Annotated in this window: 25 protein-coding genes and 2 tRNA genes; 10 read left to right on the forward strand and 17 right to left on the reverse strand. The window is 60.3% G+C overall.

The window, feature by feature from the left end:
* Nucleotides 1-110 precede the first annotated feature (110 nt).
* Nucleotides 111-2,282, forward strand: coding sequence for a replication restart helicase PriA (gene priA, locus EXZ61_RS19775; RefSeq protein ID WP_142813650.1), 2,172 nt, complete (start codon nt 111-113; stop codon nt 2,280-2,282).
* A gap of 88 nt (nt 2,283-2,370) precedes the next feature.
* On the opposite strand, the gene EXZ61_RS19780 is transcribed toward priA, so the two are convergent.
* Complete coding sequence (locus EXZ61_RS19780) at nt 2,371-3,414, reverse strand: alpha/beta hydrolase family protein (protein ID WP_142813652.1); 1,044 nt, start codon at nt 3,412-3,414, stop codon at nt 2,371-2,373.
* Nucleotides 3,415-3,503: 89 nt separating this feature from the next.
* On the opposite strand from EXZ61_RS19780, the gene EXZ61_RS19785 reads away from it, so the two are divergent.
* Nucleotides 3,504-4,463: a LysR family transcriptional regulator gene (locus EXZ61_RS19785; protein WP_142813654.1), complete on the forward strand. Its 960-nt coding sequence runs from the start codon at nt 3,504-3,506 to the stop codon at nt 4,461-4,463.
* A gap of 161 nt (nt 4,464-4,624) precedes the next feature.
* Here the strand turns inward: EXZ61_RS19785 and EXZ61_RS19790 are convergent, their stop codons facing one another.
* The 3 genes from EXZ61_RS19790 to EXZ61_RS19800 all read right to left on the reverse strand — a co-directional run bounded on the left by EXZ61_RS19790 (nt 4,625) and on the right by EXZ61_RS19800 (nt 6,239).
* Complete coding sequence (locus EXZ61_RS19790) at nt 4,625-4,984, reverse strand: hypothetical protein (RefSeq protein ID WP_142813656.1); 360 nt, start codon at nt 4,982-4,984, stop codon at nt 4,625-4,627.
* A gap of 248 nt (nt 4,985-5,232) precedes the next feature.
* Entirely contained in the window at nt 5,233-5,847 is a 615-nt protein-coding gene (locus EXZ61_RS19795) for a lysozyme inhibitor LprI family protein (protein WP_168224832.1), read from the reverse strand.
* Nucleotides 5,848-6,074: 227 nt separating this feature from the next.
* Nucleotides 6,075-6,239, reverse strand: a complete 165-nt coding sequence (locus EXZ61_RS19800; protein ID WP_142813660.1) for a gamma-glutamyltransferase — start codon at nt 6,237-6,239, stop codon at nt 6,075-6,077.
* A gap of 160 nt (nt 6,240-6,399) precedes the next feature.
* Here EXZ61_RS19800 and EXZ61_RS19805 point away from each other — a divergent pair, with 160 nt between their 5' ends.
* On the forward strand, nt 6,400-7,857 hold the full coding sequence (locus EXZ61_RS19805) for a flavin-containing monooxygenase (RefSeq protein WP_142813662.1): 1,458 nt from the start codon (nt 6,400-6,402) through the stop codon (nt 7,855-7,857).
* Here the strand turns inward: EXZ61_RS19805 and EXZ61_RS19810 are convergent.
* The 5 genes from EXZ61_RS19810 to EXZ61_RS19825 all read right to left on the reverse strand — a co-directional run bounded on the left by EXZ61_RS19810 (nt 7,854) and on the right by EXZ61_RS19825 (nt 12,938).
* On the reverse strand, nt 7,854-8,777 hold the full coding sequence (locus EXZ61_RS19810; RefSeq protein ID WP_142813664.1) for an alpha/beta fold hydrolase: 924 nt from the start codon (nt 8,775-8,777) through the stop codon (nt 7,854-7,856). The genes EXZ61_RS19805 and EXZ61_RS19810 overlap by 4 nt on opposite strands.
* Nucleotides 8,778-8,860: 83 nt before the next feature.
* Complete coding sequence (locus EXZ61_RS19815; RefSeq protein WP_142813665.1) at nt 8,861-9,685, reverse strand: SDR family NAD(P)-dependent oxidoreductase; 825 nt, start codon at nt 9,683-9,685, stop codon at nt 8,861-8,863.
* A gap of 105 nt (nt 9,686-9,790) precedes the next feature.
* The gene (locus EXZ61_RS21955) at nt 9,791-9,931 is read right to left on the reverse strand and encodes a hypothetical protein (RefSeq protein ID WP_168224833.1); all 141 of its coding nucleotides are present in this window, start codon (nt 9,929-9,931) and stop codon (nt 9,791-9,793) included.
* Nucleotides 9,932-10,067: 136 nt separating this feature from the next.
* Nucleotides 10,068-11,867, reverse strand: a complete 1,800-nt coding sequence (ggt, locus tag EXZ61_RS19820) for a gamma-glutamyltransferase (RefSeq protein WP_142813666.1) — start codon at nt 11,865-11,867, stop codon at nt 10,068-10,070.
* Nucleotides 11,868-11,933: 66 nt separating this feature from the next.
* Nucleotides 11,934-12,938 (reverse strand): AEC family transporter, encoded by a 1,005-nt coding sequence (locus tag EXZ61_RS19825; RefSeq protein WP_142813667.1) that lies wholly within the window; start codon nt 12,936-12,938, stop codon nt 11,934-11,936.
* 144 nt (nt 12,939-13,082) lie between these two features.
* Between EXZ61_RS19825 and EXZ61_RS19830 the strand changes: the two genes are divergently transcribed.
* Together EXZ61_RS19830 and EXZ61_RS19835 are read left to right on the forward strand one after the other, a co-directional pair.
* Entirely contained in the window at nt 13,083-15,218 is a 2,136-nt protein-coding gene (locus tag EXZ61_RS19830) for an ATP-dependent helicase (protein ID WP_142813668.1), read from the forward strand.
* A gap of 50 nt (nt 15,219-15,268) precedes the next feature.
* Nucleotides 15,269-16,258 (forward strand): phospholipase A, encoded by a 990-nt coding sequence (locus EXZ61_RS19835; protein ID WP_237219016.1) that lies wholly within the window; start codon nt 15,269-15,271, stop codon nt 16,256-16,258.
* A gap of 42 nt (nt 16,259-16,300) precedes the next feature.
* On the opposite strand, the gene EXZ61_RS19840 is transcribed toward EXZ61_RS19835, so the two are convergent.
* Nucleotides 16,301-16,834: a hypothetical protein gene (locus tag EXZ61_RS19840; protein WP_142813670.1), complete on the reverse strand. Its 534-nt coding sequence runs from the start codon at nt 16,832-16,834 to the stop codon at nt 16,301-16,303.
* A gap of 97 nt (nt 16,835-16,931) precedes the next feature.
* Nucleotides 16,932-17,834 (reverse strand): LysR family transcriptional regulator, encoded by a 903-nt coding sequence (locus tag EXZ61_RS19845; RefSeq protein ID WP_142813671.1) that lies wholly within the window; start codon nt 17,832-17,834, stop codon nt 16,932-16,934.
* Between the two features lie 116 nt (nt 17,835-17,950).
* On the opposite strand from EXZ61_RS19845, the gene EXZ61_RS21960 reads away from it, so the two are divergent.
* The 5 genes from EXZ61_RS21960 to EXZ61_RS19865 all read left to right on the forward strand — a co-directional run bounded on the left by EXZ61_RS21960 (nt 17,951) and on the right by EXZ61_RS19865 (nt 20,517).
* Complete coding sequence (locus EXZ61_RS21960; protein WP_168224834.1) at nt 17,951-18,160, forward strand: hypothetical protein; 210 nt, start codon at nt 17,951-17,953, stop codon at nt 18,158-18,160.
* A gap of 11 nt (nt 18,161-18,171) precedes the next feature.
* Nucleotides 18,172-18,573, forward strand: coding sequence for a tautomerase family protein (locus EXZ61_RS19850; RefSeq protein ID WP_168224835.1), 402 nt, complete (start codon nt 18,172-18,174; stop codon nt 18,571-18,573).
* A 99-nt stretch (nt 18,574-18,672) separates the two neighbouring features.
* Nucleotides 18,673-19,179: an EVE domain-containing protein gene (locus EXZ61_RS19855; protein WP_178084870.1), complete on the forward strand. Its 507-nt coding sequence runs from the start codon at nt 18,673-18,675 to the stop codon at nt 19,177-19,179.
* Nucleotides 19,180-19,239: 60 nt separating this feature from the next.
* Entirely contained in the window at nt 19,240-19,959 is a 720-nt protein-coding gene (locus EXZ61_RS19860; protein WP_142813673.1) for a helix-turn-helix transcriptional regulator, read from the forward strand.
* Nucleotides 19,960-19,971: 12 nt separating this feature from the next.
* On the forward strand, nt 19,972-20,517 hold the full coding sequence (locus tag EXZ61_RS19865) for a globin domain-containing protein (protein WP_142813674.1): 546 nt from the start codon (nt 19,972-19,974) through the stop codon (nt 20,515-20,517).
* A gap of 67 nt (nt 20,518-20,584) precedes the next feature.
* Here EXZ61_RS19865 and EXZ61_RS19870 read toward each other — a convergent pair.
* From EXZ61_RS19870 to rsmB, 6 genes are all read right to left on the reverse strand, one after another.
* Nucleotides 20,585-20,660: transfer RNA gene (locus EXZ61_RS19870), tRNA-Gly, on the reverse strand.
* A gap of 24 nt (nt 20,661-20,684) precedes the next feature.
* Nucleotides 20,685-20,760, reverse strand: a tRNA-Phe gene (locus tag EXZ61_RS19875).
* Between the two features lie 47 nt (nt 20,761-20,807).
* Nucleotides 20,808-21,491, reverse strand: coding sequence for a response regulator (locus tag EXZ61_RS19880; protein WP_142813675.1), 684 nt, complete (start codon nt 21,489-21,491; stop codon nt 20,808-20,810).
* A gap of 39 nt (nt 21,492-21,530) precedes the next feature.
* On the reverse strand, nt 21,531-23,717 hold the full coding sequence (locus tag EXZ61_RS19885) for a sensor histidine kinase (RefSeq protein WP_142813676.1): 2,187 nt from the start codon (nt 23,715-23,717) through the stop codon (nt 21,531-21,533).
* An 89-nt stretch (nt 23,718-23,806) separates the two neighbouring features.
* Entirely contained in the window at nt 23,807-24,439 is a 633-nt protein-coding gene (locus EXZ61_RS19890; protein ID WP_142813677.1) for a DUF4390 domain-containing protein, read from the reverse strand.
* Nucleotides 24,396-25,721, reverse strand: a complete 1,326-nt coding sequence (rsmB, locus tag EXZ61_RS19895; protein ID WP_142813678.1) for a 16S rRNA (cytosine(967)-C(5))-methyltransferase RsmB — start codon at nt 25,719-25,721, stop codon at nt 24,396-24,398. Before rsmB ends, EXZ61_RS19890 begins: the two co-directional genes overlap by 44 nt.
* Between the last annotated feature and the right edge of the window lie 3 nt (nt 25,722-25,724).

The following is a 25,724-nucleotide window of genomic DNA, read 5'->3' on the forward strand; positions in this document are numbered from 1 at the left end:
AAGTGATGTAAATCAAGCACTTAGCCAGCATTCCGACAATAAACATGAGAAAACCACGCTAATCCTCGTTTTTGCGTATCCACTCTCCACACCGCCCTATCCCCCACCCCATGACGCATTGGCTCAGCATTCTTGTGAACACCCCTGCCCACGCGCAACTGGGGCCGGTGCTGACCTACCAAAGTGAGCATGCACTCGCGCCCGGTACCCTGGTGCGCGTGCCCCTGGGCAAGCGTGAGACCTTGGGCGTGGTGTGGAACGTAGCGCCGTCGGACGCCACCGGTGAGCTCGATTCCGGCAAGATCCGGGCGATTGCGGGCACCCTGCAAGGTGTTGCGCCCCTGAGCAGTGCATGGCAACAACTCGTTACATTTGCTGCCAACTATTACCAGCGCTCCGTAGGTGAAGTGGCCTTGGCGGCCCTGCCCCCCCAACTGCGTGAACTCAGCCCCGAGCAAATGCAGCGCCGCTTGGCGCGCAAGCCCCAAGCAGCGAAGGCGCAAGAAGCCAGCGCACACCCAGCCCCCGCCCTGAGCCCTGAGCAAGCCACGGTCGTCGCGCAGATCGAGGCCGCCGCTGGCCCGTTTTTGCTGTTTGGCTCCACCGGTAGCGGCAAGACCGAGGTGTACCTGCACTGCGTGCAGCAAGTGCTGGCGCAAGACCCGCAGGCGCAGGCCTTGGTCATGGTGCCGGAGATCAACCTCACCCCGCAGCTCGAAGAGCGCTTCAAAACCCGCTTTGCCGCGCTCTATGGCGAAGACGCGGTGGTCTCGCTGCACAGCGGCATGACCAACCCGCAGCGCCTCAAAAGCTGGCTGGCCGCGCACAGCGGCGTGGCGCGCATTGTGTTGGGCACGCGCATGGCGGTGTTTGCCTCGCTGCCCAAGCTGCGCCTCATCGTGGTCGATGAAGAGCACGACCCCAGCTACAAAAGTGGCGAGGGCGCGCGCTACTCGGCCCGCGACCTGGCGGTGTACCGGGGCCGCTTAGACGGTGCCAAGGTGCTGCTGGGCTCGGCCACGCCGTCGCTAGAAAGCTGGCACCAGAGCCGCCCGGCGGACCAGGGCGGGCGCTATGTGCGCTTGCACATGCCCAGCCGCATTGGCGCGGTGGCCAACCCGGTGAACCGCCCCGGCGCGGTGTTGGGCTTGCCCCTGGTGCGCCGGGTGGACATGAACCACCAGCACCGCAAGGCCGTGTTTTCCATTCCCTTGCTAGACGCCATCAAAGAGCGCGTGCTGCGTGGCGAGCAATGCATGGTGTTTTTGAACCGGCGCGGCTATGCCCCGGTGCTGCACTGCGGCGAGTGCGACTGGAAGAGCGAATGCCCGCACTGCAGCGCGTTTCGGGTGTTCCACAAAATCGACCGCACGCTGCGCTGCCACCACTGCGGCTTTACCGAGCGCGTGCCCCGCGCCTGCCCCAAATGCGGCAACCCCGACATCACACCTTTGGGCCGAGGCACGGAACAAATTGAAGAGCACTTGGCCGAATTGCTGGCCGACATACGCCGCCCTCACTCGGTGTCAGCCGAGTTTCCCGAGGGCGAGCCGCCCCGCGTGGCCCGCATTGACGCTGACAGCACCCGCCTCAAAGGCGCGCTAGAGAGCCAGTTGGCCGCCGTGCATGCGGGCGATGTGGATGTGCTGGTCGGCACGCAAATGATTGCCAAGGGCCACGACTTTCGCCGCATCACGCTGGTGGCCGCCGTCAACCCCGACGGTGCCTTGTTCTCCAGCGACTTTCGAGCGCCGGAGCGCCTGTTCAGCCTGCTCATGCAAGCCGCAGGGCGGGCGGGGCGCGAGGCCAGTTTGGGTGCCACCAGTGAGGTGTGGATTCAAACCTTCCAGCCCGCGCACCCGCTGTACGCCGCGCTCAAGCAGTACGACTACCCCGCCTTTGCCGAGCAGCAGCTCCTAGAGCGCGAGCAAGCCGCCATGCCGCCGTTTAGCGCCCAGGCCTTGGTGCGCGCCGAAGCCCGCACCCAAGAAGCCGCGCAAGCCTTTCTCAACCTGGCAAGCGCCAGTGCCCACACCCACATGCCGCAGTGGGAGGGCTGGGCCGAGGTCTTGGCGCAGATCACGCTGTACCCCGCCGTGCCCATGACGATTCAGCGCATTGCCAATGTAGAGCGCGCCCAAATGCTGGTGGAAAGCCCCTCACGCCAAGCGCTGCAACAGTTTTTAAGCGGCTGGCAAAGCCTGCTGCACGCCACCCGCGCAGAGCCCGACTGCAAAGGCCTGATCCGCTGGGCCATAGACGTAGACCCCTTGGCTATTTAGGGCAAAAACTTGCTGTAGCGCGCATCGCGCATGCGCAATCAGCTACTTTTTCCGTAGCGTTTTGCGCCTACTGCATAGCGGGCAAGGCCTAGGACGCCGCGCCCACCGCAGGGCGCAAGCGGGGCACCTTGGCCTCAATGTGTTGCATCAGCAGAGGCCAGATCTCTTTCTCAGCTGCGCGTTGGAACACCCCAAAATGCCCAATCGCTTTGCGCCCCACCGCGCGTGGGTGCAGGTGCAAGCGCTCCACCTGGCCCGCGCTCTCGGCATAGCACGCCGCCAGTGCGTCTACCGCATCCACCGGCCCAAAGGTCTTGTCGTCGTCAATGCTCCACAGCTGCATATGACCCTTGAATTGCTCGGGCTGGTACCAGCCTTGGCACCCCGCGTCATCGCGAAAGTAACCCGGCGACATGCCCCAGCGGGACCAGTCCAGCGCTGCGGGCCCGGGCAGCGCCTCGCCACCGCCCAGCGCCCAGCCGGGTAGCCGCCCGGTCAGGCGCACACACAGCGGCACCCAGTGGCCATAAAACACACGGGTCACTTGGCGGTGCCAGCCGCGTGGCCACAGCTTCCAGTACCCAAACTGCGACCCCAAGGTAATGGCCGCATCAATGTGCTCAATGCCCTGTACCAGCGGCAAGCCATTGCCGCCCAAGGAATGCCCCACCCACAGCACAGGCAGGTGTGGGTCGGTTTGGGTGCTATGCGCCTTGGCACAGGCCAAAGCACCCGAGAGGTCGTGGCGCACCCATTCGCGCATGCCGGTGCGCCCACGGGCGTTGCCGCTCTGGCCCATGCCCCGGTAGTCAAAGCACAGCACGGCGTAGCCACGCGCAGCCAGCCAGCGGGCAAAGGCGTGGTAGTAGCGCTGCGGCACGCCGGTGGCGGGCGCCATCACCGCCACCGCGTGGGCGGCCTGGTGCTGCGGCGCAAACCAGTGCCCATGCACAGGGTGACCATCGGTGGCGGCAAACTGCACCGCCACCTTGCCCACCACCTCGGCCTGCGGGTTGGGTGCGTCTTGGAAGGGCAAATGGGCATGCAAATGCCCTTGGTCGGGGGACTCCAAAGCAGTCCTCGCAAACCGAGAGGGTGAATAAGCGGCTGCAGCGGTGGGGGCAAAAGACATAGCGTCTCCAAGCAAGTGATTCGTGATGCTGCATGGTAGATTGGTGCCAATTGCTTGAATAGATCCGCTTTCAGAACCACACTGTTTACATGAACTCACCAAAAGACCCGCCCACCCTGTCGGCAACGCAGCTGCACCGCCACCGCGAGGCGTCCACTTTGGACGCCAACGCGCTGGAGCTGTTTGCCCGTGTGGTGGCCGCCGGGAGCTTTTCACGCGCGGCCCGCCAACTGGGGCTCACGCGGGCGGCCGTGAGCCGCCGCGTGGCCGCCATGGAGCAGTTAAGCGGCCAAACCCTGCTGGCACGCACCACCCGCTCGCTGGGGCTTACTGAGGCCGGGCGCGCGCTGGCTGCGCGGGCCCAAGTGGTGTTGGAGGCCGCCACGGCGGCGCGCATGGCGCTGCGCAAAGAGGGGGACAGCCTGCAAGGCCGCCTGCGCATCACCAGCATGCGCGCCTTTGGCTACAGCGTGCTGCTGCCTTTGCTGGCCGAGTTTGGGCGCACGCACCCCGGCGTGGCCATGGAGCTGATGTTCACGGAGCGGCGGGTAGACCTGGTGCGTGAGGGGGTGGATGTGGCCTTTCGCATCACCCGCAAGCCCCCGGAAGACTGCGTGGCCCAGCCGGTGCTGCGCTACCGCATTGGGGCCTACAGCAGCACACCTACGCCACTGGCCAGCCCGCAGGCATTACAGCTATGGCCCTTGCTCATGCTGGAGGGCGGCGCACAAATCTGGCCCTTGCAGTGGCACAGCCGCAGCAGCCCCGCACGCGAGACCGTGGAGCTGCAGCCCCACATCAGCGCCGACAGCCTGGAAGCCCTGGTAGCGCTGGCGCGCATGGGCCAAGGCGTGGTGCTGGCACCTGATTTCTGCGTGCAAGAAGACCTAGCGGCCGGGCGTTTGCACAACGTGCTGCCCGACTGGCACCTGCCCATTGCCGAAGGCGACTGCGTGCAGGCCCTCACCTTGCCGGTGCACACCGCAGGCGCCAACGCACGCGCGCTGGTGCACTTGGTAGCACAGCGGCTTGCGCAGCCGCAGGGCTGATCCGCTGCCGCCCTGAGGCAGATACCTTTTTGTAGGGAGGCAAAAAGTGGCCGCGCCGCGCATGGAATGTGCGCAAGCAGCTATGGATTCAATAGCTGCCCGCGTTTGCCCCATGCGGGGCAGAGCCCTGCCTGTGCAGGCGAGTAACAGCGGCTAAGCGCTTAGCGCGGCGCGCCAGAGTCTGCCGGTGGCGCTGGCCGCACTTCAATTTGCGCAGTGGCGGGGCGCACTTCATGCGCTTGCACATCCACCACATCTGCCGCGCTTTGCGGCGCATGGCCGTTGCGCTGGCCCCAAGAAGCACGGCCCGTTTTAAACGCCTGCGCCGCTTGCCGAAAGCGGGTGAAGGTCGTGAATATCGCTGGCTTGCGCCCCGTCAGCAGCGACCACACCACCGTCACCAGCACCGCGACCAACACCGCAACAAGAAGGCTCAAACCAAAGATGGCCGCCATCCCTACCAACACCAGCTTGACCACCGCACGCGTGAGGCCAGAGAGAAATTTCGACAAAGGGTTCATGGGGGTATTGTGCCTAGGGCTGAAGCTTGGGCCGAGAGGGGATGACTTCAAGGCCCTGTGGGGAGTCGGGGGTTATGAGGGATAGGTCTAAGGTCGGGTGGGCGACTGTTTTTTGGGGTGAAAACGATCAGATGCCGCCCTCCAAAGGAGAGTTTCAAAAGTAAGTCTGACGTTCAAGGTAACCGGCCATGCGCGGCCTTATGCGCAAGGTCCGGTTGACCGCTGGGTTGGGCGTCGGCCCCTTCAATCTACTTTGCGCCGATTTCATTCTTCAGGCGCGCAATGCGTTTCTTGGTTTCGTCAACTTCGCACATTCCAGCGAAGGCGTTCTTCCATCCATCGGAACCACCTTCCATTGCGCCATAGTGTGCGCAGTAAGCGGCACGGTAATTTCGCCATGCGCTCTGCTCGTCTTTGAAGGTGCGAGCGAGGTAGTCGGGGTTGTTATCCTCTGTGGACACTCTGCGGATATAGCTCTCTTCGACTAACGAAAGCTCCCGATCAAGTTCTCGACGCGAGAAGTAGGCGCATTGATTGGCCCCAATGGCGGAACCTGCCATTGCACTTTTGGGGTCACAGGACAGTTCGGCAATCCGATGTTCGTACTGTTGTCGTATGCAAGAAACGTCGGAGCAGCCGTTTCTGTTGGCAAGCCATACCTTTTGTGTGGCCCGAAGGCGGGCAGAGAATTCTGTCCTTTCCACTTCGAATGAGAACGCTTCGGAGAGCGCGTCGTCGAGAGAGGAAAGTTCAGTGTTGGCACAAATCAGGCGCTCCACGCGAGTAGCCGCCATCTTGCAGTCGAAACCCGCGCCAATAGCCAAGGTGGGAAGAAGGAGTATGGTAAATACGATGCGCTGCATGGTTGCTGACGCCCAACGTGTTATGAAAGTTGAATCCGCTACGTATCGCGGCACTGAACTGGTGACTGGAGAAAACTGAATATCCATGTCGTTGATTTATAACCGGATTCTTCAGGCTGACTGAGCCGAGGCAACCCTAGCCGTCTTGATACGCGGCAAAAGCGACTTATATACTGGCTGACCGCCGTGTATCAAACGTCAAAAATAGCCTGTCACGCTTGATTTCACTAGGTTTTTCTCATCCCCTCACGGCGTGGATCAGCACCACCAAAGTAGCCACCAGGGGTGGCGTGGATGACTTGCAGGCCGCTGCTCATGTCTAGCTCGCGCGCGTCGTGGCCCATGGCCTTCAATGCGTCAACCGTGGCAGTGGGGAAGCGCTTTTGCTCCAAGAGCCTCGCCCCTTACCGCGCTTCGTACTCTAAGCCGCCATGTTTAAGGGGCAATGACGTTGCACCGTGCAAGGGCTTTGGGGGTGAAGGTTTACACTGACTTTCAAGACAATGGCCCGCTTGGGGGACGCATTGCACCTGGTACTCGGCAGGGAGATCTATGAGCGAACATTTTGATGTGCTAATTGTTGGCGCAGGTATTTCCGGCATCGGTATGGCGTGCCATTTGCAGAAGGAATCGCCGGGCAAGCGCTACGCCATCTTGGAGCGGCGCAATGCCATTGGCGGCACCTGGGATCTTTTTCGTTACCCCGGCGTGCGGTCCGACTCTGACATGTTTTCCTTTGCCTATGCCTTTCGGCCCTGGATGTCCCCCAAGGTGCTGTCTGAAGGGCGGCTGGTGCGGGAGTACGTCAAGGAGACCGCGCGGGAATATGGGGTGGACCAGCACATCCGCTTCGGCCTGAAAATCCTCAAGGCCGACTGGTCCAGCGAGCACAACCGCTGGACGATCACGGCGCTGCAGGAGTCCACCGGAGAAACCCGCCGCTACACCTGCCACTTTTTCATGAGTTGCACCGGTTACTACGATTACGACCAGGGACACCTTCCTGTGTTCCCCGGTGTGGAGCGCTTCAAGGGGCAGACCCTTCATCCGCAGTTTTGGCCCGAAAACTTGGACTATCGGGGTAAACGGGTCGTCGTGATCGGCAGCGGCGCCACGGCGGTCACTATCGTTCCGGCCATGGTGGCCGATGCCGCGCATGTCACCATGTTGCAGCGCACGCCCACCTACTACTTCATCGCGCCCACGCTGGAAAAAACAATTGCGCTGCTGGGGCGAATCTTGCCCGCACGCTGGATTTACGGCGCATTGCGCCGCACCTATATCGCCTTGCAGCGCGCGCTCTACAAGGGTGCCAAACGCTGGCCCGACGCCATGCGCAAGTTCATGCTGCGCCCGATCAAAAAAGAGCTGGGCGACACGGTCGACATGCGCCACTTCACGCCGAACTACAAGCCCTGGGACCAGCGCATGTGTGTGGTGCCGGATGGCGACCTGTTCAAAGCGATCAAGTCGGGCAAGGCCGCTATCGTCACCGACGAGATTGCCACGTTCACCGAGCACGGCATCTTGTTGAAGTCGGGCGAGACGCTGGACGCGGACATCGTGGTGACTGCAACCGGCATACGCCTCAAGACCTTTGGCGGCATGGACATCACCCTGGACGGCGCGCCAGTATCAACCCATGAACTGCTGAGCTACCGTGCCGTCCTGATGCAGAACCTGCCCAATATGGGGTTCATTTTTGGCTACACCAATGCCTCGTGGACGCTGAAGGCGGACATCGCTTCGCGCTATGTCTGCCGGCTGCTCAACTACATGGATGCCAAGGGCATCGCCCGCGTAACTCCGCGCGCACCGGACGGGCAACGGGGCGAGGGCAATGTGATGAGTTCACTCACCTCGGGCTACATCCTGCGCGACGCAAACGAATTGCCTCGCCAGGGACTCAGCGGGCCTTGGCGGGTGACCCATGCCTACGAGGTGGACAAAACCCTGCTGCTGGACGAACCCCTTGACGATGGCGCACTGGAGTTTGTGCAGCAGCGTTAGGCCGGCAGGGTTCGCGCAAACTTCAGGAAATCCTGGGCGGTTTGGGCGGGCGCTTCCAGCATGGGCAAGTGCCCAATTCCCTGCATGACGATGGTCTGGTGATGTGGGAACAGCCGTTCTTGGGTCTGGGCTGCCGCCGGATTCAAGATGGCATCCTCCGCCCCCCACACGATCAGCGCCGGGGTGGGCAGGGTGGTGTACCGGGCTTCGAGCATGGGCGAATGTTGGCTGAGGTCTTTGAAGATCTCGCAATGCAGCGGGTAATCCGCGATGGCGCGTGCGCCCAGCGTGCGCTTCAAGAAGCCGGGGAAGTACGGCGGGCGGGCCATGGTGGTGCGGATCAAGCGGGCCACATCGGCCTGGCTGCGCAGCAGCAGGGGCGAGTCGCCCGTGGCGAGGTACTGCTTCAGCATGGGGGAAGCGTGGGCTGCGGCCGTACCCGCGGCATCCAGCAGCCAGAGGGCCTTGACCTGCTCGGGATAGCGCGCGGCATATTCGCAGGCAATGAAACCACCCATGGAGTTGCCACCAAACACCATTTTTTGCACGCCCAGGGCCTGAAAGAACGCATGCAGGCGCTCCACCTGATCGGCCATGCGGTACCGCGCGGCCGGGTCGCGCGTGGCATCGCCAAAGCCCGGCAGGTCGGGCTGTATCACCCGAAAATGCGGTGTTAAAAACCGCGCCATGCGCGTGAAGTTGTCCTTATCGCCGCCAAAGCCGTGCACCAGCACGAGCACCTCGCCCTGTCCGCCTTCCAGGTAGGGGATGTCAAAGCCCGCAATCGCTTGCGACTTCAGTTCCAGCCCGCTGCGCTGGCGCTCTAAACCCAAACCCCAGCGAGATGCGGTGTGGGGCTTCAACTGGATAAACACCAACAGGCATATGCCAATCAGCAGCAGCGTGTAGAGAAATGCCATGTGCAGACCTTTGGGGAAAAAGAGATATCAATAAAGAAAGACATGTGGATAGATGCAAAGGATGCCGCATCCGTTCTATGCGATCACTGAAGCGCTTTTCTTTCGGCCGCTACTGCGCTTTTGCTCACCATTTCAACTAACGCTGGAAACCACCTTCCCAAGCGCCACGCCAATCGCGCCCGCGCCGGCAGCACGATCACCCCCTTGTTTTTGCCTAGTTCCACCAGTAGCTCGTCAACGGCTTTCTCCACGGAGTAAGGTGGTCCTGCCAGCGCGGTAAGAAATCGGCGAGCATCTGGCGCTGTACCTATCTTGAATTCTGCCGGGTTCATGGTGTCCAAGATGGGCGTCTCAATCGCTGCCGGGCAAAACGCACTCACCCGCACGCCCCGCGCTGCAGCCTCGATCCGAAGGCTGTTGCTTAACCCAACCACAGCGTGCTTAGTCAGTGCGTAAGGGGAAAAAAGTGGTGCGGGCCCCAAACCCGCAAGCGACGCCGTGTTCACAATGTGCCCATACCCCTGCTTGAGCATCAGGGGGTAGGCCGCGAGAACGCCATGCAACACACCATATAAGTTGATGTCCACGATGCGCCGCCAAGCTTCTAAGGGAATGTCATTGGTTTCACCCGAGGTGCCAATGCCTGCATTGTTGAAGACGTAGTCCAGTCTGCCGTGTTCGCCCGCAAACGTCTCGATGCCACTGCGAACGGCTTGCGCATCACGCACGTCCAAGGCGAGAGGGGATGCGCGAGGTCCACACTCTGACGCAACCTCTCGGGCGGCAGCCCCATCAATATCCGCAACGCAGACTGACACGCCCCGCGCGGACAAAGCTTTGGATATTGCTTTGCCTATGCCCGAACCACCACCCGTCACAAAAGCCGTTGTTGTCGTACTCGAGGTCATCGCGGGGCTCCCGTTTTTTTGATGGAATGTATGTTACCTGCACTGCATTGCGATGTAGGCAGAGCGCCAATCCAACGGCGGGCATTGCCTACGCCGTGGGGTGGTTCAGGTCTTCAGGGGCTCGGCCTGCTGGGGTGCAGCGGGTGCGGGCTTCTTTTGCCGGAACTTGGCGGCCGCCGCCTCCTTGTTGCGAGCACGCTCGCCCATGATGCGGTCCAGCTCCTGCTGGCTCCCTTTTCGTTTCATGTTGGGATCTTTTCCAAATACGCCGGCCATAGTGATGTTTCCTTTGGTGCAGTCTAACTGGGTACAGGGCTGTGGGCTGACTTTGCTCCCAAGCTGCCTTCAACACATGGGGGCGCAGACTTAAAGCCAAGCCCCGTCAATCCCCCATCACCATGCCCTCACGCCGAGGATCAGCGCCACCGAAGTAGCCACTGGCCGTGGCTTGGATGGCTTGCAGGCCGCTGGTCATGTCGAGCTCGCGCACCTCGTGGCCCATAGCCTTCAAAGCGTCTACGGTGGCAGCTGGGAAGCGCTTTTGCTCCAAGAGCGTGGGGCCGTTGGTGGTGCCAAAGTTGGGCAGCTTGATGGCCTGCTGTGCGTTCAGCCCCCAGTTCAGGGTGCCGTACAGCGTTTTGCCGGTGTAATGAATGATCAAGGCCCCGCCGGGGCTGCCTGCGCTCATGAGCAGCTTGCCCGTGGCTTGGTCAAACACCAGTGTGGGTGACATAGACGAGCGTGGCCGCTTGCCAGGCTGCACGCGGTTGGCAATGGGCGTGCCGCTGGCGTCTGTGGGGGCGAAGCTGAAATCGGTGAGCTCGTTGTTGAGCAAAAACCCTTTAACCATTTGCCGCGCGCCAAAGGCGTCTTCAATAGTGGTGGTCATGGCGACGGCGTGGCCTTGCGCATCCACAATGCTGATGTGGCTGGTGCCGTACTCGGGCTGGTTGGGCATGGGCGCGTAGCTGGTTTTGGTAGCACCCGGCACGCCGGGTTTGGCCACCTTCATAGACTGCGCGCCAATGAGCTGCGCGCGCTGTGCCAAGTAAGACGGCTCTAGCAAGCTCATCCAAGTGCCAGCCGGTGGGTCCACAAAGTCGGGGTCGGCCACGTACTGGGCTCGGTCTGCAAATGCGAGCCGCGCGGCCTCGGTGTACAGGTGCAACCACGGGGCCGAGGGCAAACCGTCTGCCAGCGGCAGCGTGCCAGCGGGCGTGTGCTGCAAGATGCCCAACGTTTGCGCAATGGCAATGGCCCCCGAGCTGGGGGGCGGAAAGCCGCACAGCCGGTAGCTGCGGCCCTGCGCCGCATAGTCACTGCACAGGGCTGCGCGTTTTTTGGGCTGGTAGGCCGCCATGTCGGCCATGCTCAAGAGACCGGGGTTGCTGGGGTGGGCGCGCACTTTGTCCACCACCGCTTGGGCCACGGGGCCTTGGTACAAGGCGCTGGGCCCACTGCTGGCCAGCGCCCGCAGCACCTGGGCCAGCTCGGGGTTTTTGAGCACATGGCCTACGGGCCAAGGCTGGCCGGCTGGGTCGTAAAAGTAGGCCAAGGCCACGGGGTCTTTGCGCAAGGCCTGTTCAGCCGCCAACAAGGTGTTGAGCCGGGCACTGACTTTGAAGCCTTGCTCCGCCAGCGCAATGGCGGGCGCAAACAGTTGCGCCCAAGGCAGCTTGCCGTGGGCTTGGTGGGCCATGTGCAGCATGCGCACCGTGCCCGGCACGCCCACAGAGCGCCCGCCCACCACGCCCTCCATAAACGCCATGGGCTTGCCATCGGGCTTCAAGAACAGGGTTTCGGTGGCAGCGGCGGGTGCGGTTTCGCGGCCGTCGAAAGCCTCCACAGCTCGGCCATCAAAATGCAGCAAAAACGCGCCGCCGCCTATGCCGCTGGACTGCGGCTCCACCAGGGTGAGCACCATTTGCACGGCAATAGCGGCGTCAATGGCCGAGCCACCGGCTTTTAAGATTTGGTAGCCCGCGTCGGTAGCCAGCGGGTTGGCCGCCGCTACGGCAAATGTGTGCGTGCTCCAGCCCGGTTTGTCGGTGTAGCCAGACGCGCCCTCAGGCTGCTGAGGCACGGTGTAGGTGAACGCAGCATCGGTGCTTGCACAGCTAGCCAGCAGTGCAAGGGCCAAAGCCGCAGTGATGGCCGACAGGGCCTTGTGGGTAGATGGCATGGGGTCTCCTCTATTTTTTGCAGGGCTAGCCAAGCAGCCCTTACAAACACTTTAGCGGATGTGCGCTTAAGCGCCCTTCATCAGCGCGACCGCGCCGGAGAAGGTGAAAAATGCGGCTGCCGTGGACACCAAAATAATGCGGGCGATGCGGCCGTTGTCGGCCCCAAAGCGTTCGGCCAAGAGCGACACATTGCTCGCGCTAGGGAGTGCGGCCAAAAGCACCAGCACGGTGAGCGCAAACCGGCTCAGCGGCACGCCCAGCGCAATAGCGCTGGCACCTACCAGCAGCACCAAGAGCGGATGCAAAAAGAGCTTGATCAGTGCCACCGGCACATAGTGCTGCCAAGGCACGGCATGGGCTTCGCCGCTTTGGGCCTGCATTTGCGAGCGCGCCAGCACTGCACCAATGGTGAACAGGGCCACAGGCGAGGCGGCGTCGGCCAACAGGCCTACGGTGGCCACCACTGGCTTGGGCAAGTCCAGCTGCAAGGCCGACACCAAGGCACCCGCCAAGATAGACCACGGCATGGGGTTGGCGGCCACGCCTTTGAGCGCGTTTTTCAGCGCCGTGGCGGCGGACACATCGAGCGCAGCGCCCGGGCTGCCTGCGGCGGGGTGGGCATGGGGCCCCAGGCGCGAGAGCGCAATGCACAGCGAGGTGGTGAACACCATGTCCACCAAGATGGTGACGATGGCCGGGCCCGCAGCGGTGGGGCCCAGCAAGGCGACCAGCAGGGGCACGCCCATAAAGCCGGTGTTGGGGAAAGCGCCCACCAGCGCGCCAAAGGCGGCGTCGTTCCAGCCGATGCGCCCGCGCAGGGTGACGGCCAGCACAAAGCCCACCATGACCACGGCGCACAGCAAATAGGTGAGCGCCACGCTAGGGTCTAGCAACTGGGCAATGGGCGTAGACGCGCCAAAGCGGTACAGCATGCACGGCAAGGCGAAGAACAGGACAAAGCCGTTGAGGCCCGGAATCGCGGGCAATGGGAGCATGCCACGGCGCGCGGCCAGGTAGCCACACAAGACCAGCGCGAAAAAGGGAAAGGTGATGTTGAGGATTTGCAGCACGCTGGCATTGTCAGGGCATTTGCACGGCAAGCCGTTAAGATGGCGCCCTGACCTAAGCCACGCCTAGGCCGCAAGGGTTGCCGCACCGCCTGCCACAGGCGCTACGCACCCGGCGGCTTGCCAACCCCACTGTTTGCCCCCTGCATGTCTGCCCCATCGTCCCACGGTATGAATCCCGCCCAGCAAGAAGCCGTCAACTACGTCAGTGGCCCCTGCCTGGTACTGGCGGGCGCGGGCTCGGGCAAAACCCGGGTGATTACGCACAAAATTGGCCATCTGATTAACTCAGGCATGCCGCCGCAACGCATTGCAGCGATTACCTTTACCAACAAGGCCGCAGCAGAAATGCGCGAGCGCGCCAAGAGCCTGATCGGGCGGGCCGCCCAAGACGTGCTGGTGTGCACTTTCCACGCTTTGGGCGTGCGCATGCTGCGTCAAGACGGCGCAGCGCTGGGGCTGAAACCCCAGTTCAGCATCTTGGACCAAGGCGATGTGACCAGCATTTTGAAAGACGCAGGCGGCAGCACCGATGTGGCCACCGCCCGCCAGTGGCAGTGGACCATCAGCGGATGGAAAAGCGCAGGGCTCACGTCTGAGCAAGCACTGGCCCAAGCTGCGGACGACAACGAGCGCATTACCGCCGTGGTGATGGCGCGCTATGAAGAGCGCTTAACGGCCTACCAAAGCGTGGACTTTGACGATCTGATTAGCCTGCCGCTCAAGCTGCTGCGCGACCATGAAGATGTGCGCCAAAAATGGCAGCGCCAAATGGGCCATGTGCTGGTGGACGAATACCAAGACACCAATGCCACACAGTACGAGGTGCTCAAGCTCTTGGTAGGGGCAGACAACCCAGCACAAGCCCGCTTTACCGCCGTGGGCGATGATGACCAGTCCATCTACGGCTGGCGCGGCGCCACCCTAGACAACCTCAAGCGCTTGCCGCTGGAATTTCCCACGCTGCGGGTGATCAAGCTGGAGCAAAACTACCGCTCCACCAGCGCCATTTTGCGGGCCGCCAACAACGTGATTGGCCCCAACCCCAAGCTCTACCCCAAGACCTTGTTCAGCGAGCTGGGCGAAGGCGAGCCGGTGCGCGTGATTGACGCGGACAACGAAGAGCATGAAGCGGAGCGCGCGGTGGCACGCATCCAAAGCCTGCGCGCTGACGGCACGCCACAGCAAGGCAAGCAGTACAAGGAGTACCGCGACTTTGCGGTGCTATACCGGGCCAACCACCAAGCCAAGCCGTTTGAAAAAGCGCTGCGCCGCGCCAACATTCCGTACAAGGTGTCGGGCGGGCAAAGCTTTTTTGACCGCGCGGAGATTCGCGACCTGTGCGCCTGGTTTCGCCTGTGGAGCAACAACGACGACGACCCGGCGTTTTTGCGCTGCGTGACCACGCCCAAGCGCGGCATTGGGCACCAAACGCTGGGGGCCCTGGGGCAGTTTGCCAGCCAGTACAAGCAAAGCCTGTTTGCGTCCCTGTTCTCCAGCTCGCTGGCCAGTGTGATCAGCGCCAAAGCATTAGGCAGCTTGCATGAGTTTGGTCGCTACATCAACGAGCTAGAGTTTCGCGCCAAGAAGACCGAGGGCGCGGAGGCCGCCCGGGCCTACATGAACGAATGGCTCAAAGAGATTGACTATGAAAAGCATCTCTACGACGGCGAGGACAGCGAAAAAGTAGCCGCCGCCAAGTGGAACAACGTGATGGAGTTTTGCGACTGGATGGCCCAGCGCTGCGGCGGTCAGATCGACGACAGCGCCGGCACCACCACCCAGCGCGAGATCAAAAACCTGCTGGAAGTGGCGCAAAACATTGCGCTCTTGTCCACCATCTCGGAGCGCGAGAAAGACCAAGACGTGGTCACGCTGTCCACCCTGCACGCCTCCAAGGGTTTGGAGTGGCCCCATGTGTTGCTGGTGGGCGTGACCGAGGGCATGCTGCCCTTCAAGATGGACGACGGCGCGGACTCACTGGGTGGTTCAGACCGCGCGGCGGAGTCGGTCAACGCTGAGATGGCCATACGCCTGCAAGAAGAGCGCCGCCTGATGTACGTGGGCATTACCCGCGCGCAACGCACCTTGGCCGTGAGCTGGACCAAGCGCCGCAAAAAAGGGCGCGAGTTGGTGGCCGCCCTGCCCAGCCGCTTCATTGCCGAGATGGGTTTGGACCAAAACACGGTGAAAGAAGACCCCCGCGAAAAACTGCGCGCCCTGCGTGCCGAGTTCGCCCTCAAAGCCCAAGCCTCGGCTGCCGCAGCGGCCAAAGTACGATGAAACCTTTCTTTTGCTCCGCTATTACATTGATAGCTTTCTGCACAATATCCATGGGCGCAAGAGGCCAAAATGCCCCTGAAAGCACCGCAGCATCCGCTACCAACAACCCGACCGCTGCCGCACCGGCTGTCAGCGCCCCCGTGGGAGCCAGCGCGCCAGCGCCTGCTGTGGATGTGGGCTGCAAGAACCCCAAGGCCACGGGCTTGTCCAGGTTTTGGGAGCTAGAGCCCGCCAGCGACTGCGGCACCTTTGGCTTGCGGGGCTACCGGCCTATCAGCCTCTCGGTCATTGGCTCAGACAGTGTGAACTTGGCGCCCTCATCGTCCACGGCGGACCACACGGCCACGCCTTTGCCGTACACCACGAGCGAGACACGCATGCAGCTCTCGGTGCGGACCAAGGTGGCGCAAGGGCTGCTCACCGGTGGTGCGCCGGACCGGCTGGATTCGCTGTGGTTTTCGTACAGCCAGCAGTCGTACTGGCAGCTGTTTAACCCCACGCTGTCGCGCCCATTTCGCTCGACCGACCATGAGCCTGAGTTGACTTACATCTACCCCCTGCAAAGCGCGCAGTTTGGCACCTGGCGCCTGCGTTACGCGGGCGTGAGCGCCAACCACCAGTCCAACGGGCAAAGCTTGCCTTTGTCGCGCAGCTGGAACCGCATCATCGCCAAAGCGGGCTGGGAGTATGGCAATGACTTTGCCATCAACGCCAACCTGTGGCAGCGCATTCCCGAAGATGCCGCCGGAGACGATAACCCTGAGATTGCGGACTTGGTGGGTCGCGCGGAAGTGGCGGCGGTGTGGAATGTGGACCCGCTCAACGCCTTGAGCATGACGGTGCGCCACTCACTGGCCGCCAATGCCAATGGCTCGGTGCGTGTGGCCTGGTGGCACAAGTTGGGCACCGCTGGTGCTGCGGGTGAGCGCAGCGGTCTGCGGTTTCACACAGAGTTGTTTAGCGGCTATGGGGATTCGCTCTTGGACTACAACCGCAAACGCACGGTCTTGAGCGTGGGCCTGACGTTGCTGGATTGGTAGCCGAACCCTGCGCGGCTGGCAGTGCGCTCGGCGGGGCGTCGGCTAAGCGTCCTTGCTGCCGTGGCGCGCTTGGTGCAATTCGTACAAAACGGTCAAAGCGTCCGTCACGTCTTGTTGCAAGAGATCTTGCGAAAACTCCACGCCGTCTTCGCCATTGCTGATCAGCCGATGCAGATACAGGCCACACTCTTGGTGACCCCACAAGGTGCGCACGGTACTTGCCACCCGCTTATGACGGAGTTCTAGCACGCGCATGGCCTCATTCAGGCGCTGCTTGCGGGATTGCGCGGGCTCCTTGGTGGCTTGCTCAAATGCACGCAGGTCTTCTAAGCTCAGAGGCGTGGTGTCTGCGGCGTCAGGAGCCACTGCAGGCGTTGGCGTACGTGCTTTCGCTGGTGTGGACAAGTCCCCCAGGGTGGAGGCACTGAACTTGGAGTCTTGCACAGCCACCGCATCTTCCCACATGCTCCACACGGTTTCCGGGTCGTCTTCAATCACCTCCAACCCACGCGAATTCACCGCCGCAGGGGGTGATTTAGCGTCTTTTTCGCGCTTGCTTCGCAACCAGCTGAACATGCAGTCCTCCATTTTTTGCCGAATGTTACTCCACTGTTACATGTTCCGCCAGTTGAATTGGGTGGGCTTTGGCCCTCACCCATAGGTTACCTATGCCTTACCCGGCGCCACTGGCCGCTAACCATTCGGCCCAGTAGTCGATGCAAGCGCGTATCTTGGGCAGGCGTTGCCGCTCTTGCAGCATGACCGCGTAGATGGGGATGCGTGGGCTGGCAAAGTAGCTTTGCAAGATGGGAACAAGTCGTCCCTCGCGGATGAGGGGCAAGGCGTACAGGTCATTGATGCGCGCAATACCTACGCCTTGCAGCGCCATGCTCAGCAGCAAAGCGGTGTTGTCCGTGCGGGTGTAGCCCTTGACTTGGTATTCGCCGGGCCCCTGGCTATCTGCGAATGACCAACGGTTCAGCGTGGGGCTGGCGCTGCTGGCGATCAGGCGGTGGTGTTGTAGGTCCTCCGGGCGTTGCGGCGTGCCATGGGTGGCCAAGTAGTCAGGCGCAGCACACACGATGCGCCCATGCTCTCCGATTTTGCGGGCCACCAAGGTGTCGGTGTTGAGCGTGCCGCTGCGGATGGCCACGTCGATGCCGTCGCGCGCCATGTCGGCGATGCGGTCATCCGCGTTGATATCCAAATGCAAGGCCGGGTAACGGCGATACAGGCCGTTGATGCTGGGTGCCAATACGCAGTCGGACATGATGGGGCTGGCGCTCACGCGCACCCAGCCGCTGGGCCCGGCTAGCTTGCCGGAGATTTCACTGCCTAGCTCAGCGGTGGTGTCCATCAGCTTGCGGCCATAGGACAAGAAAGTGTCGCCTTCATCCGTCATGCTGAGTCCGTGGGTCGTGCGATGCAGCAAGCGCACCCCACAGCCGGCCTCTAGCCGCGCCAATGCGCGCGTGACTTGGCTGACGGGCGCATTGCGCTCGCGGGCGGCTGCAGACAGCGTGCCCAGTTCTGCGATGCGGATGAACAAAGCGATGTCGTCAAGTTGGAGTTGCATCGCAGTATTGTGATTGGTTTTGCACTTACTGCAAAACCATTACCTGTTTTAGGCGGTTTCTAAGGCTCTGGTATTTCAATACAGTGAAGTCACTGTCAAAACCACCAGGAAACACCATGACTTACTCAGCCGCAGAACTTGCCCGTATCCACCACCTAGCGCGCGCCCAAGCCGCTTCGGCCAGATCGCAAGCACAAGATGCCTTTTGGCATTACCTAGGAAGCCAATGGGTCAGGGGCTACACGGCCTCGCGCAATGCGCTGGCCTATGGATTGCGCCGAAGCCAGGGTGCGTTGGGTCGGCTCAGTTCCAGCCTCACCCAGTAAGGAGCACGGTTATGCCCACTTTGCTTCTCAAAGTCTCACCGCTGCAAAACCCCGCCGAGTACCACGCCTTGGCTACTGAGCTGACACAGCTGACGGCCGAGGTGCTGCACAAGCTGCGCGGCGTGACGGTGGTCATCATTGAAGATATTCCGGCCGCGCGTTGGCATATTGGCGGCCAGGTGGTGGATAGGCCCACTGCGTTTCTGGAGATCAGCATTACCGCTGGCACCAACACCGACGCAGAGAAGGCCGCATTCGTTGCCAAGGCCTATGCGGCCATACAAGCGGTATTGGCACCCTGGGGCTCGCTGGCGCAGGCGAGCTATGTGGTGGTGCGCGAACTTCCTGCCGCGAACTGGGGCTTTGGTGGGCAGACGCAGGCCGGACGGCGTGCCGCTTTGGCCATGGCCTGATGGTGTCGGTTGCCCTAGGCGCTAAAGCCTGCTGACACCACGGTGTCAGCAAGGGGGCCGCATCATGCACGCGTGTTCAACAGCTTCTAGGAATCAGCGATGCATAGTCTTGCCAACCCTTTCACCTTCTGTGATGACAGCGTGGCACGCAACAATTGGATCGCAGTGGCAAGCGCACAGCATGCGCGGCGCGGCTGTGCCATACCGGAACGCGGCTATATGCAGGTGTGCCACGGCAAGCGTGCGCCCTTGCAACGTGTGGCCCCGGGTGACAGGGTGGCCTACTACGCGCCCACGGTGACCATGGGGGGCAAAGACACCTTGCAAAAGTTTGTGTCGATTGGTCTGGTGAAGGAAGGTAGCCCCTACCCCTTTGACATGGGCGGTGGGTTTGTACCGTTTCGACGCGACGTTGCGTATGTACCGGCTCAAGAGACACCTATCGCGCCGCTGCTAGACATGTTTGACTTCGTGGAAGACCGCAGCCGCTGGGGCTACAAGTTCCGGTTGGGTTTGTTTAAGGTGAGCGACGCTGACATGCGCCGGATCGCGCAGGCTATGCAGGTTGACCTCGCGCTGCTACAGTTTGAATCGCTACTGTTTTGAGAGCAATGTACGCAAGTATGATGGGCGATAGCGAGTCATTCACCTAACCCACTTATTGCCATGCGCCGTGCAGACCGTCTTTTCCAGATCGTGCAGTTCATCCGTGGGCGGCGGCTGACCACAGCCGCCCAACTGGCCCAAAGGTTGGAGGTGTCCGAACGCACGGTGTACCGTGACGTGGCTGACCTGCAACTGCAAGGGGTGCCCATCGAAGGCGAGGCGGGAGTGGGCTATCGCTTGGGCAAAGGCTTTGAGCTGCCTCCCTTGATGTTCAGCCTGGATGAGGCCAGAGCACTGGTGGCCTCGGTGCGCATGGCGCAGGTCTGGCAAGACCCGGCGCTTGCCCAAGCCTCGCAAAGCGTGTTGAGCAAGATTTTGTCGATACTGCCTCCTGCGGCACGCGTGGCGGCGCAGGGCATGGCGGTCTACGCTCCGCCCATTGGCTTAGATCCCACCTTGCAGCCCTGCTTGCAAATGCTGCGTGAAGCGGTGCAGTCGCAGACCAAGTTGCACCTGCATTACCAAGACGGTAAGTCTGCGCATACGCAGCGTACCGTTCGCCCGCTGGGCTGTTTTTTTTGGGGCAGCGTTTGGACACTCGCGGCCTGGTGCGAAACGCGCCAGGGCTTTCGCAGCTTCAGGCTGGACCGCTTGTCACACGTTCGTCCGCTGGATGAGCCCAACCATCGATTTGCGGATGAGGCAGGGAAAACCTTGGCGGACTATCTGCGCAGTGCTGCGCCCGTACATGTTCAAAACACACTGACAGGTGATTTATAGGGTGAAGGTGGTATGCCCAAAGCCTTGCAACAGCGTGACGCGGAAGGTGCCAACGATTCCCCCATTTGGGGGATAGACGCTAGCCGCGTTTCACTGGACACTGTGCAAAAAGGTCCACGCATTTCTGCTTGGGCTGAGCAAAGTGAGGCGAGCGTGAATCATCAATCAGCGGTGCTGGTGCAGGAGTCGTGGAAACGGATCGATGCCATTGGTCCTGTCGTGGTCGGCATTTTCCACAATAACCTTCTGCGCGTGGATCCACGTTTTGCAAGCCTGTTTACCGGAGGCGTCGACAAGCGTGACATCATGATTGGGCAGTCTTTTGGCGCTGCTGTGCAGGCGATCGCCAACGAGTCGTCTGCCTCAGGCTGCATCCATAGACTGGAGCGCATTTACAGTTGTGGCGGTGTGGAGTCGGCCAACTTCGATACGTTTGGCAGCGTGCTCATTCAAACCTTGCAACAAGTGATGGGGGACGACTTTTCGCAAAAACACCATGATGCATGGAGGGACGTGTTTGCAACACTGTCAAGCAAAAGCAAACCAACCTTGCACTAAGCTCTGAAAAGTAAACGGGCAATAAAAAAAGCCCTCTAGCTTGTGAGCTAAAGGGCTTTTTAATATTTGGAGCGGGAAAAGAGGCTCGAACTCTCGACCTATACCTTGGCAAGGTATCGCTCTACCAACTGAGCTATTCCCGCATGGTGACCACCGAAATGGTCATTTGGTGGCCTGGGGCGGAATCGAACCACCGACACAAGGATTTTCAATCCTCTGCTCTACCGACTGAGCTACCGGGCCTAAGCCTGCAAGTATAACACCATTTTTCTCAAGAACGCAAACTGCCATCAACTTCCGCTTCGCTTACCGCGTGTAAGGTCTACGCCGAGCTGTTTGAGCTTACGGTACAGATGCGTTCGTTCTAACCCCGTTTTTTCAGCAACCCGGGTCATGGAGCCGTGTTCTTGGGCCAAGTGGAACTCAAAATAAGCTTTCTCAAACTCGTCTCGCGCTTCCCGTAGCGGTTTATCTAGCTCAAAAGACTGTACAGCGACGGGACCTGGTGCGACAGGAGCGGTTGCAAAAACCGTCGGCGTTGTGTCTTGCACGTAAAAGCTGGGAGGCACTGCGACTGCAGGCTGGGTAGGTACTGGCGCACGCACGGGTAGGCCTCGTGCCAATCCTTGCTCAACGGCTTTGAGGAGCTTTTGCAAAGTAACGGGTTTCTCTAAGAAAGCCATGGCCCCAATTTTGGTGGCTTCTACCGCGGTATCAATCGTGGCGTGACCACTCATCATGATCACGGGCATGGTGAGTTGTCCGGTTGAAGACCACTCCTTGAGCAAGGTCACGCCATCTGTATCGGGCATCCATATGTCGAGCAAGACAAGGTCTGGTTTTTCGCGTGTGCGGGCTACTCGGGCTTGCTGTGCGTTTTCGGCAAGCTCAACGGTATGGCCTTCGTCATTCAATATCTCCCAAAGAAGATCACGAATGCCGTGCTCGTCGTCTACTACCAGAATGTTAGCCATAGTGTTGTTTTGGATCCCAAGGATACAGTGCGCGTTAGCTTATGCAGACGCGTTTGTGTAGGTGTTTAATGATAACGAGACTTGCGCCCCCACGACCACTCCATCTTGTATTCGATTGCCGATGTCAATGCGCGCGCCATGCTCATCAGCGATCTTTTTGACGACCGCCAAGCCCAAGCCAGTACCACGTGCTTTCGTGGTCACGTAGGGCTCGAAGGCTCGTTTGAGAATGCTCTCAGAAAATCCTGCGCCATGGTCTAAAACTGCCAGTCGCACGCGCCCAGACTTCTCTAGCCATTGCGTACGAACAATGACTGCATTGCCCTGCGCACTTATGTCAGAGGCATCTTGACCGTTTTGCACCAAGTTGTGAATGACCTGCCTCAGTTGCTGCGCATCTCCTTGAACCAAGGGGCAGCTAGGATCTAACTCCATGCGCACAGGGCATCGTTCTGGTCCAGTTTCATACAGCTGTAGGATGTCCGAAACTAGGGTATTGATGTCTACCGCCTTGAGGTCTGCCGCTGGTAGCCGGGCATAGTCGCGAAACTCGTTGACCAGTCGTTTCATCGCGTCCACTTGGTCGACAATGGTCTTGACAGACTTCACCAAGATTTGAAGCTCTGTGCCTTGCAGCTTACTGGCCAGTTTATGCTCAAGCCGCTCGGCGGATAGTTGAATGGGCGTGAGTGGGTTTTTGATTTCATGGGCGAGTCGACGCGCCACCTCCCCCCACGCTTGTGCACGCTGCGCTGATACGATTTCGGAAATGTCATCAAAAACCAGCAGAGTGGCCTTGTCCGGTAGCTCGGCGCCCCGTGCCACCAAGGTAATGGCCTTCTCTGAGGCTCCATACTCACTTTGCTCGCCGCTGGGGCTCAGCTGAAAGGATTGCTGCCAATGGTCTGCGCCGGTTTCTGCTCTCTGCGCCAAGAACTCCACAAATTGGCTTGCGACTTCGGCTCCAAACACCTGCAGCCCGTCGATATCGGTCAGTCTTTGACCCTGATGCTCACGTAGCGGGATTTGCAAAATGCGTGTGGCTCCCGGATTCGAACTGCGTATTTCCCCTTTAGCGCCCATCACAATCACGCCAGCGGTTAGGTTATCCAAGATGGTCTGCAAGTTGGCTCTTGAGGCGTCCACGCGCTCCATGCTGTGTTGCACCGTCAGCCGGGCCTCTGCGAGCTGTTGTGTCATCGAGGCAAACGCACGTGTTAGCCCACCTAGTTCGTCTTTGCCCTGCATCGCCAGCTTGGGCGTAAGGTCACCCGCAGCCACTTGGCTAACGCCTTCTGCCAACACAAGCAAAGGCTTGGCAATTTGATTGCCCAAGATAACGGCAAGCAAAATTGCGCCGAAGACTGCTAAGAAGAGGCTTAAGGTCAGAGTACCAATGTACATGCGCTTGAGGCCGTCTCTTGACAACGCTCGCTCTTGGTACTCGCGGTATGCAGCATCAACAGCCAACGCATTGGCTACCAAGTTAGTAGGTAACGCCCTCGATACCAATAGATAACGTTGATCTGGCTGCAGGCCGATACTGGCACTTGCGATTGGCAGGAGAACTTTGACGCGGGCGTTGGATGATGTGGCAGCGCTAAAGTCTTCTAAACCCTCCACCCACGAAACAGCCCGTTCAAGTCGTGCGGTACGGAACTGGGCCTGTGTCGGCTTATCGGGGGTCAGCTTAAAACTGGCTTGGCCTGCGCTAGCAATCAAAGTACCAGAACTGCTCCAAACTGCGACATCGGTAGCATTCAATTGCTCCAGCAGCCGCTCCAACACGAGGCCAGTTGTGGTTGCCGGGCTCTCTGCAAGTTGCTGCGCCGCGGACCTTGATTTTCCACTCAAGTCACTCGCGAGCGCATCCAGTGTGACCCGTCCCAAGTTCAGTCCCGCTTCTAAGGCACCCTCGACTTTGACATCAAACCAAGTCTCAATCGAACGAGAAACAAACTGGTACGACACCACATAGATCAAGAGCCCTGGCCCCAATCCAACGAAAGCGAAGATCAGGGCGAGTTTCACCAACAGCCGGCTACCAAACTTGCCGTCTCTTAAGCGTGCATACAGACGAAAGCCGACCCACGCAACTCCGCACAGGAGCATGGCTGCGACGGCCACATTGATCGTGAAGAGCCAAGCGTAATTGCGCTCGTACAGTTCCCGATTGTTGGTGGCTTGCGTGAGCAAGAACAACAGCACCAAGCCAATGAGAACCATTGCTGCAGCGCCAGCGGCAATTGTCCGCCTGACTACCCGGGAAGTCGCCTTCTGGGCTACTGTTGGTGCAATAGGCTCGGTCGCTGATCTCACTTACTAAGCTCCGCTGGAAGCGACGCTGTCCTATTGAATGCAAGGTCCCAATCGGTCTGCCCGAGGGTGCCGATTTGGAAAGGGAGAGGCAACAGACTCAAATCGAGTCTGAATCTAAAGTCCACTTTGTATTTCACCGTAGGATCAAGGTCACTAACGTCTGCAATCTTCCAACGGGACACCCGACGCACCACGCCTAGGGCATCGGACAGGGTCTCAAAGTTTTGGTTAAGAGACAAACCGGTACTTCCCGCCTTGGTAGGGCCTGAACTCACGGTGACGCGCCACTTGCGGGTCAAGGGTTGAAACGCCAATCGAGTGTGCCGCTCCACCAAAACGACCCGCTTGTCGTACCAGTACCAACGCTCCCGCACCAGCTCGGCTTCCGCGATAAAGAACAAGGGCAGGCCTTTTTGCAAGGCCTCTTCGACGGCACTGGGAATTTCGATGGGGAGTACCGTGGAAATTGAGACCTCGTCATCAACGCGTTCGACACGCAAGAGCTGCGCATCTGTAGAGACTTGTGCCTTCGCCGAAAACACGGTCAAGAGCACCAGTAAAGCTATAGCGAATACCCGCCGTAGTTCAGCCCAGCTGCTTTTGCAAGAGTGCGTAATAGAAACCGTCATGGTCATTCGGCTGATTGTCAGGGACAGGATGGCCAGCGTTGTAGCTTTGCGGCAGTAAATGGCCTGGAGATGGCAGTAAGCTCGCGTCGGTGTTGCGTGAGAGAAACGTTGCGATTTGCTCACTACCCTCGGCTTTGAAGACGGAACACGTGCAGTACAGCAGTCGCCCACCCACTTTAACTAGAGGCCATAGGGTGCTTAGGAGAGCCTTTTGCTCAGCTGCGAGTTGTGCAATGTCGGTCTCACGCCGCAGCCACCTTACGTCCGGGTGCCTACGCACGATGCCAGATGCTGTGCAAGGGGCATCCAGCAAGATCGCGTCAAACTGACGCCCGTCCCACCAACGTTCTGGTTGAGAGGCGTCAGCACTCAGCACTTCAGCACGTAACTTGAGCCGCCCGGTATTTTGACGTATGCGTTCGCAGCGTTTGGGATCTATGTCCAGTGCGCTTACCTCAGCGTCGGTCAGTTCCAGTAAATGCCCAGTTTTTCCGCCAGGGGCAGCACAAGCGTCCAGTATGCGTGTCGTTTTTGAATGCTGTAGACCGTTGAGCAATAGGGGAGCAGCTAGTTGGGCTGCGGCATCTTGCACGGAAACCATTCCATCCCAAAACCCCGGAAGTTTGTTTACCGGCACAGCGCTCTGCAGCCTAATGGCAACCGGCCCAACGGCGATAGCGTCGTGCCCTGCCGCAATGAGGTCGTCCAAGTAGCGATCCCGGGTCGTTTGGCGGTGGTTGACACGCAAAGTCATAGGGCCAGCTGCATTGTTGGCGGAAAGAATGCCCTGCCACGCGTCGGGGTACTCTTGGCGCAAACGGTCAATCCACCATTGCGGGTGATTGTGCTGGGCTACGGGCGTATCTTGAACCACTGCGTCCAGAGTGGTTTTCTCGCGCAAGTACCTCCGCAAGCAAGCGTTAATGAAGTTAGCCTGCTGGCGGAGTTGCTGGCTACGCTTCGCCGCTTCAACAGCTTGGTTGACCAGCGTATGTGGATCGTACAAAGTCTGAGTAGGACTCGCAACAAGTGCCAATGCGGTGCACAGTAACGCATGCGCTGCAGGGGTTGGTCGCTTGGTCACAAGTTGGCTGAGGAGTAATTCAGCACGGCCAAGATGTCTCCAGACATGGAACGCCAAAGCCTGTACGCCGGGCCTTAGATCAGCAGGAATCCCGTCAATGGCTGCAGTACCAGATGCCCCGGTGCGCACTGCTTGTACCACTTGTGCCGCTAACTGCAGTTGAGTCCATAAGGGCGTTCTAGGGGAAGGTGTAAGCATTTT

The organism is Rhodoferax aquaticus, from assembly GCF_006974105.1.
Classification (GTDB): domain Bacteria; phylum Pseudomonadota; class Gammaproteobacteria; order Burkholderiales; family Burkholderiaceae_C; genus Allorhodoferax; species Allorhodoferax aquaticus_A.